Origin of the sequence: Marilutibacter penaei (assembly GCF_014145395.1) — a bacterium.
Taxonomy (GTDB): domain Bacteria; phylum Pseudomonadota; class Gammaproteobacteria; order Xanthomonadales; family Xanthomonadaceae; genus Marilutibacter; species Marilutibacter penaei.
Map to the genome: position 1 here is coordinate 496771 of NZ_JACHTE010000001.1, position 13691 is coordinate 510461.

Genomic DNA, 13691 nt, shown 5'->3' on the forward strand with positions numbered 1-13691 from the left:
GCTACGGGACGCTTGCGTTCTCCTGCATGCCGAACTCGATCTCCAGCGCATCCATCACTTTCGCACCCTCGGCGTCGCCGCCACCGAAGGTCATCGGCGCCGGCTCGGGGGCGAGGGCGCGGTAGCCGCCGTCGTAGTCCCAGGTGGTGAGGTAAAGGGTGGCGCCGGCCAGGGTGTCCGGGGCATCGAAGGCCGTCGCCGGGAACACGGCGGTGATGGTGCGGGCGTCGCGATTGACGGTGAGCGTCGGGGCCGGCGCGGCGGCCTGGCCTTCGCTGCCGGCGTCGGCGCCTGCAGAGCGGGTCAGGGCGTTCGACCAGCCGTGGGTGCGCCAGCGGACGTGCCAGCGCCGGCCGTCCGGCAGGGCCGCGTGCTGCTGGGGCATGACGTCGGTGCCGTCGCTGCGGCCGGGCAGCGTGAGGTAGGCGGTCAGGGCGAGGTGGTCGAAGCCGTTGGCCGGGTGCCAGGCCTGGCTGATCGAGGCCATGGTGATTTCGAGCTTCAACGCGCCGCCCGCGGTCCAGGCGCGCACGCGACGCAGGTCGGCGGGGCGCGCGTTCCACTCGTCGCCGAGGGGGTACCGGTAGCGGCCGTCGGGACCGCGGTCGTCGCCGGCGGGGTCGTCCACGTCGGCGACGAGCGTCCAGTCGAGCGCCACCCGGAACGTCGCGGCATCGCCCAGCGTGCCGGTGTCGGCATCGCGGGCGACGACACGGTGTTCGATGGCCGGGTCGACCATGGCATCGGTGCGCAGGCGTGCCTGCCAGTGGCCGTCGGAACCGACCTCCACGGTGACCGGCGCGGCGAGGTCGCCGTCGATGATGAGCTGGATGCGCGCGCCGGGGCGTCCCGTGCCATGCAGTGCCAGCACGTCACGGACAGGCGCTTCGGAGAATGGCGCGACCGCGGGGCCCGCGAGGGGCTGCCCAGCGCTCCGTGAACCGATGGCGACACCGGCTTCGACTTGGGCTCCGACATCCGCGTGCATCGGGGGCGCGTCGTCCGCCTGCACACGCCAGACGCGGCCACCGCGCGGCGCCAGCACGAGGTCCAGCCGCCCGTCCGGTCCCACCACGAGGTCGGTCGCGTCGCCGTCGATCGCGAACGCGCCCTGCAGCCGGGTGCCGGCCGGCAGGCCGGTATCGAGCCGGTCGAGCAGGGTTGGCGTGTCGGCGGTGTTGAACACGACCAGTGCCTGGCCGTCATCACCATCGATGCGCCACGCGATCGCGCCCGAGCGGGCGGGATTGTCCGCCAGCACCACCGGCGTGCCGCGCGAGAACAGGGTGTCCGAGCGCCGCAGTGCAATCGCGCGTTGCAGGTAGCGGTACAGCGGTGCGTCAGTGTCGAAATGGTCGCGGCCACCGCTGCCGAAGCCGCCGGCGAACATCGCCGGCCGCTGCGCGTCGAAGCCCTGCTCCGTCCCGTAATAGATGACCGGGATGCCGGGCAGGGTCAGCATCGCCAGCAGCGCCTGCCTGAGGCCGGCCTCGCTGCCGCCGGCCAGGAAGCGGTCGACGTCGTGGTTGTCGATGAAGCTCGGCATCCGCCACGGGTCGGCGTGCAGGGCCATCATCGAACGGATGCGGTGGGCGAGTTCCGAGGTGGGCCGACCGCGCGCGAACACGTCGCCGATCGTGCCGTACAGCGGGAAGTTGATCATCGACGGCAGTCCGCCGGGCGTGCGCATGTAGGCGTCGAGCTTGCGCGCCTGTGCGTCATCGAACGGCTTGTCGGTCCCGAAGCCTTCGCCGAACGCAAGGAAGTCGCGGCGGCCGGTGGCGGCCGCGACGTCGACCATGCCCGGTGCGTCGGCATCGTCGGCCTGCATGAAATCGCTGAAGTAGTCGGCCGGCACGTGCAAGGCGGTGTCGACGCGGAACGCATCGACGCCGGCCTCGCGGATCCACGCACCATAGGCCTCGCGCAGCGCGCGCCGTACTTCGCCGTTCTCCGTGTCGAGGTCGTCCAGGTTGGCCAGCTGGAAGTCGAGCTCCTGGCGGCGGTCGGTGTAGTCGGTGATCGACGGCGTCCAGTGGTAGGCCGATGCGGTGGGGTCGGCCGGATCGTTGCGGTCGAATGGCGGCTGGCGCGGCGCGGTGGCCCCAGTGACGTCGGCGCGAAGCCTGCACGCCGTCGCACCGGCGTCGGGTCGCGCTGGATCGCAGTCGATGAAGTCGGCGACGTGGTTCACCACCACGTCCTGCACCAGGTACATGCCGCGCCCGTGCAGGGCACGCGACAGCGCGCGGTAGTCGTCGAACGTGCCGTAATGCGCGTCGACCGCGCGGAAGTCGGTGGCCCAGTAACCGTGGTAGCCGCTGAAGCTGCGCGACGGGTTCAGCCACTGGTTCGCGACCGGCGGGGTGAGCCACAACGCAGTGGCGCCGAGGCCTTCGATGTAGTCGAGCCGTCGCGCCACGCCGCGCAGGTCGCCACCGCTGTAGCGGCTGCCGTCGGCCGGGTCATGTTCGCCGACGCCCTGGTCGTTGTTGGACGGATCGCCGTCGTCGAAGCGGTCGATCATCGCGAAATAGATGACCTGGTCGCGCCAGTCCGGTGAGGCCACGTGCAGTTCGCCGGCCCGGGGTGCGATGCAGGCAGTGGCGAGCAGCACTGCCAGGCCGTGCACCGGGACGCGGTGGACGCCGCGTGCACGCTTCGGATGTCTATCGGTTACCACCGCGTTCCACCTCCCCGCGCGTCCGGACCCGTGCCGGTGCACCGCCGATCGACTATTCCACGGCATGCGCGCGACGCCGGTCCTGCATACGTGTGCAAAGGCGCTGAATACGATTTCAACGGCCATTGTGCGCTTGCACCCACGACTACCATCGCTTGCATGGCCGGCGCCAGGGGAGCGCCGGACCGACGACAAGACAGGGCCGACCGGGAACGAGGGCGCGCAGACGCCCGGCTCCACCCCACCGGCGGCCGACACCAACCGTGTGGAGGGGAAGCATGTTGCAACTCAGGCGTAACCTACTCAGCGTGGCGCTGGCATCGGCCACCGTGCTGGTGGCGACGGATGTCCAGGCGCAGTCCGCGGAGGCGCCCGCCGCCGCCCAGGACGCGCCGCAGGACGCACCGGCCACGGCCGAAGATGCCACGACGCTCGACAACGTCGTCGTCACCGGCATCCGCGCCGGCATCGAAAGCGCGATCTCCACCAAGAAGGAGTCGACCTCGATCGTGGAGGCGATCTCCGCCGAGGACATCGGCAAGCTGCCCGACATCAGCATCGCCGAGTCGCTGGCGCGCCTGCCGGGCCTGAGCGCGCAGCGCGTCGCGGGCCGCGCGCAGGTGGTGAGCGTGCGCGGACTGTCACCGGACTTCGCGACCACGCTGCTGAACGGCCGCGAGATGGTCAGCACCGGCGACAACCGCAGCGTCGAGTTCGACCAGTACCCGTCCGAGCTCTTCAACGGCGTCACCGTCTACAAGACGCCCGATGCGTCGCTGGTCGGACAGGGCCTGTCCGGCACCATCGACATGCGCAGCGTGCGTCCGCTGGAGTACGACGAACCGGTGATCGCGGTCGGCGGGCGCATCCAGCGCAACTCGCTGGGTTCCGCGGCCAATGCCGACGAAGACGGCAACCGCATCAATGCCAGCTATATCGACCAGTTCGCGGACGGCACCTTCGGCCTGTCGATCGGCTACTCGCACACCGAGCTGCCGATCCAGGAGAACCAGGTCGGCCTGTACGAGCCCTGGCAGCAGCTGGGCGACGGCTGGCGCCCGGGCGTCGACGCCGGCACCTGGTATTCCGACGGCATCAAGGCGCTGCGCCGCACCGGCCGCGCCGAGCGCGACGGCATCATGGCGACGCTGCAGTTCCGGCCATCGAACGCGTGGAACAGCACGCTGGACCTGTTCCATTCCGAGGCCGAGCAGGTCGACACCGCCAACCAGTTCGAGGTCAACCTCGGCAACTACAACGGCGGCTACGCGCCCGGCCTTTCCATCGACAACCCGCAGGTCAACGGCAACGGGACCTTCACCGGCGGCACCGCCAACGGCGTGTACCCGCTGGTGCGCGGCATGTACAACAAGCGCGAGGACGAGATCGACGCGTTCGGCTGGAACAACGAGTTCAGCCTCGGCATGGTCCAGCTGGTCGCGGACGTGAGCTACTCCAAGGCGACCCGCGACGAGCTCAACCTGGAGAACAACACCCAGCTGGCGCCGATGCCGCAGCTCGACTCGATCGACCTCGGCTATTCGGACGACGGGTTCTCCCAGCTGGTGCCGGGCCTCGACTATTCGGATCCGGGCACGCTGTTCCTGACCAACACCATCTACGGTTCCGGTTACGGCAAGACGCCGAGCGTCGAGGACGAACTGCGCGGCGCGCGGATCTCGGCGCTGTTCCCGGCGCCCGAGGCGCTGGGCTGGCTGTCCGACATCGAGGCCGGGCTGAACTACGCGGACCGCGAGAAGAGCAAGCGCCAGCCCGAGGGCAACATCCTGCTCGGTGCACAGGGCGACACCACCATCGCGCAGGACCTGCAGTACGGGTGGGTCGACCTCGGCTTCGCCGGGATCGGCGACATCCCCGCCTGGAACGTGCCCGGCGCGGTGGCGCGCTACATGGTCTTCAATCCGACCGAGGATGCGTCCTACCTGGTGTCGAAGGCCTGGACGGTCAACGAGACGATCTCGACCGGCTACCTGCAGGCCGACATCAACACGCAATGGGGTTCGGTCCCGGTACGCGGCAACATCGGTGTGCAGGTCCAGCACACCGACCAGTCCTCCAATGCGAACTACTGGGATGCGACGCAGCCGGCCGGCAGCAACGTGCAGCCCTACGAGGACGGCAAGACCTACACCGACGTCCTGCCGAGCCTGAACCTGGCGTTCGAATTCACACACGACCAGACCCTGCGCGTCGCCCTCGCCCGCCAGCTGGCGCGCGCGCGCGTCGACCAGATGCGGGCCTCGCTGGAGTTCGGCGTCGACACCTCGACCGGTCGCCCGGGTGCCAGCGGCGGCAACCCGCAGCTGGACCCATGGAAGGCGAACGCGTTCGACATCTCCTACGAGAAATACTTCGGCAGCCGCGCGTACGTGGCCGCGGCGTACTTCTACAAGGACCTGCGCAGCTACATCTACACGCAGACGCGCGACGACTACGACTTCACCAATTTCGTCGCCGACTACGTGCCGCCGCCGGGTTCGCCGCCGGCGCAGACGACCGGCAACTTCACCGCGCCGTACAACGGTTCGGGCGGCACCCTGCAGGGGCTGGAGCTCACCGCGTCGCTGCCGCTGGACCTGTTGTGGGCGCCGCTGGAGGGCTTTGGTGTGATCGCGAGCGCGAGCTTCAACGACAGCAACATCCGGATCCGCGATCCGGAGAGCGCGAGCAGCGTCGGCAGCGGCGACATCAGCCTGCCGGGCCTGTCGGACGAGGTGTACAACCTGACCGCGTACTTCGAGCGCAACGGTTTCGAGGCGCGGGTGAGCCAGCGCAAGCGTTCGGACTTCATCGGGGAGATCGGCAACTTCGCCGGCAACCGGACGCTGCGCTACGTGGAAGGCGAGGACATCATCGACGCGCAGGTGAGCTACAGCTTTCCCGAATCCAGCAGCCTGGCCGGGCTGAGCCTGCTGCTGCAGGCGCAGAACCTGACCGATTCGGCGTATCGGACGTATGCCGAGTCGAAGGACCGGCCGCTGGAGCACATCGAGTGGGGCCGGACCTATCTGGTGGGCCTCAACGTGAAGTTCTGAGCCCGACTCCCTCGGTGCTCCGACCCCGCCCCGCCGGTCTCCGGCGGGGTTTTTCTTTGTGCGGGGGAAGGGAGGCTGGCGGGGGCGTTGTCCGGGACTCCTGGAGGGACCGGGGAGCGGGATCCTGGGGCACGAATGTCCCCCGGCGCCGGCCCGTGGCCGACGCCTCCTCCTTTATTTCGTGCCCCAGGACCCCACTCCCCGGTCCAACCGCCATTTCGGTGCTTGAAGGCCGATTGCCCCGGCCTGACACGCAAGGGCTGCGCGATCAGTCAGGTGCGGCGGACACGGCTTCCATGGCCATCGCCGCCCCGACCAGACCGGGCCAGGGATGCACGACGAGCTGGACCGACATCGCGTCCATGTAGCCGGTGAAGCGGCCCTTCGCCCGGAAACGCTCGCCGAATGCACTTTCGCGCAGGAACGGCAGGAACCGCGGCAGCATGCCGCCGGCCAGGGTGACGCAGCGGGCGCCCTGCACCAGCGCGATGTCCCCGGCGACGCTGCCCAGCACCGCGCAGAAGCGCGACAGCGCGCGGCGCGCCGCGGTGTCGGTACCGGCTACCGCCAGCCGCACCACCTCGCCCGGCGCACGCAGCCGTGCGTCCGGCCCCGCGGGTTCGCCGCGGAGCGCTGCGTCGATGCAGGCCAGCCCCTCCCCGCACAGCAGGCGCTCGTTGGACACCCGGCCGTGGCGGCCCGTGAACCATCGCAGCAGGGCCTCCTCCTCCGCATCGAGTGGCGCGAAGGCACCATGCCCGCCCTCGGTCTCGATGACCTCCCAGCCGCCGGCAGCCGTGCCGACCAGCAGGCCCACGCCGAGGCCGGTCCCCGGTCCCACGACGCTCACCGGGGCCCGCAGCGGATCGGCGACCGGGCCGGACAGGTGCACGCGGTCGTCCTCGGCCAGGGCGGGGATGGCCCAGGCCAAGGCGCCGAAATCGTTGATCACCCGCAGCTCGCGCAATCCGAGCGCGTCGCGCAGGCCCGAGCGGCTGAATGCCCATGCGCGGTTGGTCAGGCGGACGGTGTCCTCGCCGGCCGGGCAGGCCACCGCGAGCGACGCCCGCGTCGGCCGTTCCGGCACGCCGCCCAGGTAGTGCGCGATGGCGGCTTCGAGCGAGGGATGGTCCGCGTTGACCAGTTGCGCCGCGTGCGCGAGCGCGGGTCGCGGCGCGCGGGCGTCGGACAGGGCGAAGCGTGCATGGGTACCCCCGATGTCGCCGACCAGCACCCAGTCCGCGTCACCCCTCGTGCGGGACGTTGGCTGGACGGGCCGGGACCCGGCGGTCGATCGTTCGACGGACATGGCGGTGCATCACGCGGGCAGGAACACCGAGCGTACCCAACGCGCGCCATCGCGTTGCGTGCATACGTTTGCACCCGCGACCGCGTGGCGCGCGCCGGTGCCCTATCCTAGCGGCCATCCCCTGCACGCCACCGCCGTCCGATGCCCAGCCCGATCGCGCTTTCCGACCTGCTGTCCGCCCTGCTGCTGGGCATCCTCGAGGGGATCACCGAGTTCCTGCCGATCTCCAGCACCGGGCACCTGCTGATCGCGCAGCACTGGCTCGGTCCGCGCTCGGACCTGTTCAACATCGTGATCCAGGCGGGCGCGATCATCGCGATCACCCTGGTGTTCCGGCAGCGGCTGTGGGCGCTGGCAACCGGGCTGGGCGAGCGTGCCAACCGCGTCTACCTGATGAAGATCGCAGTCGCGTTCCTGGTCACCGCTTTGGTCGGCCTGCCGGTGCGGCTGGCGGGCTGGGAGCTGCCGGAAACGGTGAGCCCGGTGGCGACCGCGCTGATCCTCGGCGGCATCTGGATGCTGTTCGCCGAACGCCTGGCCGAACGGCGCACGCCGAACAGCGAGATCACCTGGACGGTCGCGGTGCTGGTCGGCCTGGCGCAGGTGGTGGCCGGCGTGTTCCCGGGCACTTCGCGCTCGGCGGCGGCGATCTTCATGGCGATGCTGGCCGGCACCGGTCAACGCTCGGCGGCGACCGAGTTCGTGTTCCTGGTCGGCATCCCGACCATGTTCGCGGCCAGCGGCTATGCGCTGCTGGAGCATTTCATGGACGGCGGTGCGCGGCCGGAGGCCTGGGGCGAACTGGGACTGGCGTTCATCGCCGCGGCGGTGACGGGTTTCGTCGTGGTGCGCTGGCTGCTGGGCTACATCAAGCAGCACCGGTACACCGTGTTCGCGGTGTACCGCATCGCCCTCGGCGCCGCCCTGCTGCTCTGGCTCCCCGCGGGGGGCTGACGCTCAGCCCGCCTTGGAGGCGTGCAGCGAATAGGTGCCGTGCACGCTGGCTTCGGCCAGCACGTGCGCCTGCATCGCCTGGAGCACGTCGGCCGCGCTGAAGTCCCCGTCAACGGGCAGGCGGTCCACGTCGAGCGCGAACAGTCGGAAGAAGTAACGGTGCACGCGCAGGTCGTTCGGCGGGGGGAACGGACCGTCGTATCCGCGCCAGGTCCCTTCGAGGTCGGCATTGCCGGCGAACCAGCCGGTGTAGTCGTTGCGGCCCTGGCGCGCACCGGCCGGACCGGCCGGTTCGGCCTTGCCGTGCGGGACCACGCCGTCGCTGCAGCTGCCGGCCGCGATCTCCGATACGTCGGGCGGGATGTCGACCATCGCCCAGTGCACGAAGTCCGCCCGCGGCTGGTCGACCGGGATTTCGACGCCGTCCTTGCCCGCCATTTCCGCGACGGTCGGGGCGTCGGTGTCGATGCACAGCAGCGCGAACGAACGGGTGCCTTCGGGCTCACCCTCCCAGGCCAGGTGCGGGTTGCGGTTGGCGGCGAAACCCACACCGTCGCCCTCGCGCTGGCCGGCGGCGAATTCCGCCGGGATCGGCTTGCCGTTGTCGAAACTGTCGCTGCGGATCTTCATCGGTGCACCTCCTGCGGACGAAGCTGCCATCGTGCCGCATCCGGCGTGAGGACGGCGACCCGTCCCCACCCGACGCGGCGCCGGGCCCGTTTACGCCAGCGGATAGCCGAGGCGATGCGCGACCGGCGACAGCGTCGTGAAGGCTTCCGCCAGCGGCTCGGCATAGGTCCGCCAATGGCCCGCCGGGAACCGGTCCGGTCCCTGGGGCGCGTGCGGCAGGGACGGCAACTCGACCGAGAGCGCCTCGCCGGTCGCGCGGGCAATGGCCGCGGGATCGTTGGCGATCTCGTCGAGGCGGATGATGGCATGCGGGAACAGCGCGTCCTGGTGCAGCTGGGCCACCTGCCCCAGGGCCCGTGCCATCCATTGCGCCGCGGCTTCCGGCGAAGGCAGCGCGAAGGGCACGGGACCACCGAAGGCCAGCCAGTCGAGCAGCATGTCGCGGGGATCGCGCAGCGCCACCAGCAGGCGCCCCTCGGGCAGGTGGGGCCGCAGGGCCAGCAGCAGCGCGTTGTCCCACCACAGCAGCCAGTCGATGATGCGGCCGTCCTTCACGCCACGGGCGGCATGGGTCGCGCGCCACTGGCGGACCAGGAAGTGCGGGTCGAGGCTGCCGTCGACCAGCGCCTCGGCGGTGCCGTAGCGCTGGATCGGGTCCCCCGGCGGGTTGGCGCCCAGCCGGTCGGCCAGCAGGGGCATCCGCGCATTGTCGAGGGTCAGGGCCACGCGTTCGACCAGCGAGCCGGGCGCACCCCACAGGAAGGCAGTGCCCGGCGCCTGCTCCGGGCGGGGGCCGATGTCCGGCAACGACGGGAGGCGTGCGGTCTGCGCGGGCAACGGCAACCGCTGCGGGACCGCTTCGGCATGCAGTTCGGCCCAGGTGGCCGCGGCGGCATCGGGCTGCCCGGCGGCATCGAAGGTCCGGCCCAGCACCTGGCGCAGCATGCGCTTGATGTTGTCGTCGGTGGCGCGTGCCAGCAGGCTCTCCACCCGCTCCACGGCGGCGTCGGGTTCGGTCCGCATGAGGCCGTCGATCACCCGCATCTCCGCGCTGGCGTGGCCGGGCCGCAGCTCGGTGATGCGCAGCGCGATCGCGTCGGCCTCCGCCAGCTCTCCTTTCTGCTGGTGGATGGTGGCGCGCGCTTCGAGGGCGGGGACGAAGTCCGGCATGGCCGCGAGCCAGCGCTCCACGACGCCTGCGGCTTCGTCGCTGGCGAACGGTTCGAACAGCAGGCGCGCGTACCAGAGCTCGGGCTGGCCGGGGTGCTGCTCGAGCAGCGGCTCGAGCGTGGCACGGGCCTCGTCCGACTGGCCGGTGCGACGCCAGGCCTCGGACACCGCCCGGAGGGTGCGGGGGTCCGTGGGCTGGCCGAGCAGGGCCTCGCGCAGCAGCTCCCGGGCCGCCTCGTCGCGGCCGGCTTCGAGTTCGAACTCGCCGATCAGGCGTCGCAGGGCCGGCGTGGCGCTGGGGTCGTCGAGCAGCGGGCGGAGTTCGTCCGCCGCCTCGCCCGGCCGGCCCTGGCGACGGACCAGGTCGGCGATCATGGCGCGCAGGGGGTTGCCCGGCTGCTGCTCGAGGAGCTTGCGGAAGGCCTGCTCGGCGAAGGCGAGGTGGCCCTTCGCCACGTAGGCGAAGCCCAGCGCGTGGCGGAGGATGGGCTCGTCGGGGTACTGCCCGGACGCCTTGCTGAGCACGGCGAGTGCGCGGTCCGGATCGCCCTGGCGCAGGGCCAGGCTGCCCTCCACCGCGGCCACCTGCGGGTGGTCGGGGGCGATGCGCGCCGCGGTCTTCACCAGCCGCTCGGCCTGCTCGTAGTCGCCGCGCCCGGTGGCCAGCTGGGCCTGCAGGATGTAGGCGGGGAACTGGTTGGGGTCGAGCCCGGTGGTCCGCGCCAGCGCCGCCTGCGCCTCGTCGAGTTGGCGGCCATCCAGCAGCAGGCCGGCGCGCTCCAGGTGCAGGGCGGCCTCGTCGGGTGCCAGCGCGATGGCGGCGTCGATCGCGGCCATCGCCGCGTCGCGATCGCCGGCCTGGCGCAGGGCGGCCGAGAGCAGGCGCTGGGCCTGGGCGTCCTGGGGCTGGGATTCGATGAGCGCGCGGGCCGCGGCAGCGGCCTCGGCGGAGGCGCCGCGGCGCAGGGCATCGATGATGGCGTCGTACATGGGGTCAACCGGCTTCGGGCAAGCCGGCATTGTACCGGCGCGGGCCGGGCGCGACGGGGTGCGGGCGCCGGTGCGGCGGGGCGCCCGGGCTTCGGTATGATGCACCGCAAGATGAATGCGCCGTCCCCCACCCGCGGCGCCGGCGCACGTTCCTCGTGGCCGGTGCGTGCGCTCCGCTACCTCTATCGGACCCCGCTGCTGCTGGCGCACCTGCTGGTCGGCCTGCCGCTGGTGCTGGTGCTGACGCTGCCCCCGACGCGCCACGTGCGCGTGGCCGGCGAGCGCTTCGACTACCGCGTGATCCGGTCCTGGCAGGGCGGGCTGATGCGCGTTTTCGGCTTCCGCGTGCGCCAGCTGGGCGTGCCGCTTGCGGGCGCGGCGCTGTTCGTCGCCAATCATGTCAGCTGGATCGACATCTCGATGCTGCACAGCCAGCGGATGATGGGCTTCGTGGCCAAGCGCGAGATCCGCAACTGGCCGTTGATCGGCTGGCTGGCGGTGCGCGGCGAGACGATCTTCCATGCGCGCGGCAGCAGCGAGTCGATGGGCGGCGTACTGCACACGATGCTGGCCCGGTTGCGATCGGGCCACTCGGTCGGCGTGTTCCCGGAAGGCGGCACCCGCGGAGGCGACGGCATCGGCCCGTTCCACGCGCGCATCTTCCTCGCGGGCGTGGAAGCCGGTGCGCCGGTCCAGCCGGTCGCCCTGCGCTACGGCACCGGCGGCGATGCACAACGGCAGGTCGCGTTCCGGCGCGGGGAGAACTTCATGCAGAACTTCCTGCGCCTGCTGGGCGATCCGCCTCGCGATGCCGAGGTGGTGTTCCTCGAACCGATCCTGCCGGGCAGCACCGAGGGGCGACGCCGCATCGCCGAACTGGCGCGGCAACGCATCGTCGACGCGATGGAGACATGAGCCACGAGGCGATGCTCGACCGCACGGATGTCCCGGCGCGGCTGGATGCCGCCGACTACCGGCCGCCGCGCTGGCTGCGCAGCGCGCACATGCAGTCGGCGCTCGGCAGCAGCCCGCTGCGGCGCCGGCATGGCGAGCGCGCCCTCGCCGGCTGCGGCGCGCAGACCACGCCGCACCTGGTGGACGGCGGCGGGGGCGTGCGCCTGCACGGCCTGCACAGCCACGTGCCCGGCACGCCTTCGCGTGGCCTGGTGCTGCTCCTGCACGGCTGGGAGGGCAGCGTCGATTCGAGCTACATGCGCCTGACCGCGGCCGAGCTGCTGCGGGCGGGCTTCGAGGTCTTCCGGCTCAACTTCCGCGACCACGGCGACACCCACCACCTCAACGAAGGCCTGTTCCACTCGAACCGCCTCGACGAGGTCGTGCATGCCGCGGTCGACGTCGCCCGCCGCTTCCCTTCCCGGTCGATGGGCGTGGCGGGCTATTCGCTGGGCGGCAACTTCGCACTGCGGCTGGGCCTGCGAGCCCGCGCGGCCGGACTGCCGCTGGCGCGCATTGCCGCGGTCTGCCCGCTGATCGACCCCGCCCGCACCATGGACGCGATGGAAGCGGCCTTCCCCCTCTACATGTGGTACTTCGAGAAGAAGTGGCGGGGTTCGCTGGCCCGCAAGCGCTCGATCTTCCCGGCGCTGCATGATTTCGACGACACCGTGCTGCGGCTGCCGATGCGCCCGCTCACCGCATGGATGGTCGAGCGGCATACCGACTACGGCAGCCTCGAGCGCTATTTCGATGGCTATTCGATCGCCGGCGACCGGCTCGCGTCGCTGCCCGTGCCCACGTCGATCCTGATGGCCGCCGACGATCCGGTGATCCCGGTATCCGACTTCCATGCCCTGCAACTGGCCGCCGAGACCCATGTCGAACTGGCCCGCTGGGGCGGGCACTGCGGCTTCCTGCTCAACGCGCGCCTGGACGGGTTCGCGGAGCGCTGGATCGCGGCGCGCATGCGCGACACGCTGGTGGGCTGAGCCGGCCCCTGGCCGCTCGGGGGCCGCAGCAGGCCTCGCTCAAGGCGCCGGGATCACCGCCAGTGTCAGCCGTGACACGCAGACCAGTCGGTCCGCCTCGTCCTCGATCTTGATTTCCCACACGTGGGTGCGCCCGCCCACGTGCAGCGGCCGCGCGGTGCCGGTCACGATGCCGTCGCGCACGCCGCGCAGGTGGTTGGCGTTGATCTCGATGCCGACCACGCCCTTGCCTTCCGGCACGCACAGGCCGCCGGCGCTCGAGCCGAGGGTCTCGGCCAGCAACACCGAGGCGCCGCCGTGCAGCAGGCCGTAGGGCTGGTGGGTGCGGGCATCGACCGGCATGGTGCCGCGCAGGTAATCGGAACCGATCGCGGTGAAGCGGATGCCCAGCGGCTCCATCGCCGTGTTGCGCGAGAGGGCGTTGAGCTGGTCGACGGTAACCTCACGCCTGAACGGGGAGGCAGATGGGGGGTGTTCGCTCATCCGTCCACGATAGCGGCGGCGGGCGGGGCCGGGAAGGCCGTCAAGGAAACCGGCCGGCGCGTCAGAGAGAGGGGAGGGAGACGGGCCGGCCGGTCGGGGAACCGCAGGTCATGCGTTGGCGTACATCGGGGTGAAGGCGCGGCCGCTGTAGCGGCGGTCGGTGCCGTAGCCGCTGCTGCGGCCGTAGCCGACGCCGAAATCACGGGTGCGGTAGGCGTTGTGGACCGGTACGACCTTCTCGCGGCGGTCGTCGAGGCGGCGGCTGAAGCGGGTCTGGTTGGCGGTGCTGGCGTTCATGGCGGAGTCCTTCTTGGGGTTGGGGGTCACCGTTCGCGGGGGAGGCCTGGGTGACTTGGTGAATCGGTGTGCTGGTAAAGTATAACACCTAGACGATGCCGCCATGTGCCGGAAGTCACCCCACGGATGACAGGGGTCTGGATCAGGTTCTGGAATCGCGCGGCAAGGCCCAT

At 71.1% G+C, this 13691-nt stretch carries 10 protein-coding genes; 4 read left to right on the forward strand and 6 right to left on the reverse strand.

Annotated elements, in window-relative coordinates; translation table 11 throughout:
* Position 1 precedes the first annotated feature (1 nt).
* On the reverse strand, positions 2 to 2683 hold the full coding sequence (locus H4F99_RS02205) for an alpha-amylase family glycosyl hydrolase (RefSeq protein ID WP_182668067.1): 2682 nt from the start codon (positions 2681 to 2683) through the stop codon (positions 2 to 4).
* Positions 2684 to 2961: 278 nt separating this feature from the next.
* On the opposite strand from H4F99_RS02205, the gene H4F99_RS02210 reads away from it, so the two are divergent.
* Positions 2962 to 5739, forward strand: a complete 2778-nt coding sequence (locus tag H4F99_RS02210) for a TonB-dependent receptor (RefSeq protein ID WP_182668068.1) — start codon at positions 2962 to 2964, stop codon at positions 5737 to 5739.
* A 268-nt stretch (positions 5740 to 6007) separates the two neighbouring features.
* Here the strand turns inward: H4F99_RS02210 and glk are convergent, their stop codons facing one another.
* Positions 6008 to 7048 (reverse strand): glucokinase, encoded by a 1041-nt coding sequence (gene glk / locus H4F99_RS02215; RefSeq protein WP_182668069.1) that lies wholly within the window; start codon positions 7046 to 7048, stop codon positions 6008 to 6010.
* Between the two features lie 141 nt (positions 7049 to 7189).
* Between glk and H4F99_RS02220 the strand changes: the two genes are divergently transcribed.
* Positions 7190 to 8002 carry an undecaprenyl-diphosphate phosphatase gene (locus H4F99_RS02220; protein WP_182668070.1) on the forward strand — a complete coding sequence of 271 codons (813 nt, stop codon included), beginning with the start codon at positions 7190 to 7192 and terminating at the stop codon, positions 8000 to 8002.
* Positions 8003 to 8005: 3 nt separating this feature from the next.
* Here the strand turns inward: H4F99_RS02220 and H4F99_RS02225 are convergent, their stop codons facing one another.
* On the reverse strand, positions 8006 to 8632 hold the full coding sequence (locus H4F99_RS02225) for a YbhB/YbcL family Raf kinase inhibitor-like protein (protein ID WP_182668071.1): 627 nt from the start codon (positions 8630 to 8632) through the stop codon (positions 8006 to 8008).
* 90 nt (positions 8633 to 8722) lie between these two features.
* Positions 8723 to 10792: a tetratricopeptide repeat protein gene (locus H4F99_RS02230; protein ID WP_182668072.1), complete on the reverse strand. Its 2070-nt coding sequence runs from the start codon at positions 10790 to 10792 to the stop codon at positions 8723 to 8725.
* 111 nt (positions 10793 to 10903) lie between these two features.
* On the opposite strand from H4F99_RS02230, the gene H4F99_RS02235 reads away from it, so the two are divergent.
* Positions 10904 to 11707, forward strand: a complete 804-nt coding sequence (locus H4F99_RS02235) for a lysophospholipid acyltransferase family protein (RefSeq protein ID WP_182668073.1) — start codon at positions 10904 to 10906, stop codon at positions 11705 to 11707.
* A 41-nt stretch (positions 11708 to 11748) separates the two neighbouring features.
* Entirely contained in the window at positions 11749 to 12738 is a 990-nt protein-coding gene (locus tag H4F99_RS02240; RefSeq protein WP_182668136.1) for a YheT family hydrolase, read from the forward strand.
* 39 nt (positions 12739 to 12777) lie between these two features.
* Here H4F99_RS02240 and H4F99_RS02245 read toward each other — a convergent pair whose 3' ends face one another.
* Together H4F99_RS02245 and H4F99_RS02250 are read right to left on the reverse strand one after the other, a co-directional pair.
* Positions 12778 to 13221, reverse strand: coding sequence for a hotdog fold thioesterase (locus H4F99_RS02245; protein WP_182668074.1), 444 nt, complete (start codon positions 13219 to 13221; stop codon positions 12778 to 12780).
* A gap of 108 nt (positions 13222 to 13329) precedes the next feature.
* The gene (locus H4F99_RS02250) at positions 13330 to 13518 is read right to left on the reverse strand and encodes a hypothetical protein (protein ID WP_182668075.1); all 189 of its coding nucleotides are present in this window, start codon (positions 13516 to 13518) and stop codon (positions 13330 to 13332) included.
* Positions 13519 to 13691 lie beyond the last annotated feature (173 nt).

Coding starts and splice junctions, on each gene's coding strand:
- H4F99_RS02210 (WP_182668068.1), top strand. CDS start 2,962: ATGTTGCAACTCAGGCGTAACCTACTCAGCGTGGCGCTGGCATCGGCC.
- glk (WP_182668069.1), bottom strand. CDS start 7,048: ATGTCCGTCGAACGATCGACCGCCGGGTCCCGGCCCGTCCAGCCAACG.
- H4F99_RS02220 (WP_182668070.1), top strand. CDS start 7,190: ATGCCCAGCCCGATCGCGCTTTCCGACCTGCTGTCCGCCCTGCTGCTG.
- H4F99_RS02225 (WP_182668071.1), bottom strand. CDS start 8,632: ATGAAGATCCGCAGCGACAGTTTCGACAACGGCAAGCCGATCCCGGCG.
- H4F99_RS02230 (WP_182668072.1), bottom strand. CDS start 10,792: ATGTACGACGCCATCATCGATGCCCTGCGCCGCGGCGCCTCCGCCGAG.
- H4F99_RS02235 (WP_182668073.1), top strand. CDS start 10,904: ATGAATGCGCCGTCCCCCACCCGCGGCGCCGGCGCACGTTCCTCGTGG.
- H4F99_RS02245 (WP_182668074.1), bottom strand. CDS start 13,221: ATGAGCGAACACCCCCCATCTGCCTCCCCGTTCAGGCGTGAGGTTACC.
- H4F99_RS02250 (WP_182668075.1), bottom strand. CDS start 13,518: ATGAACGCCAGCACCGCCAACCAGACCCGCTTCAGCCGCCGCCTCGAC.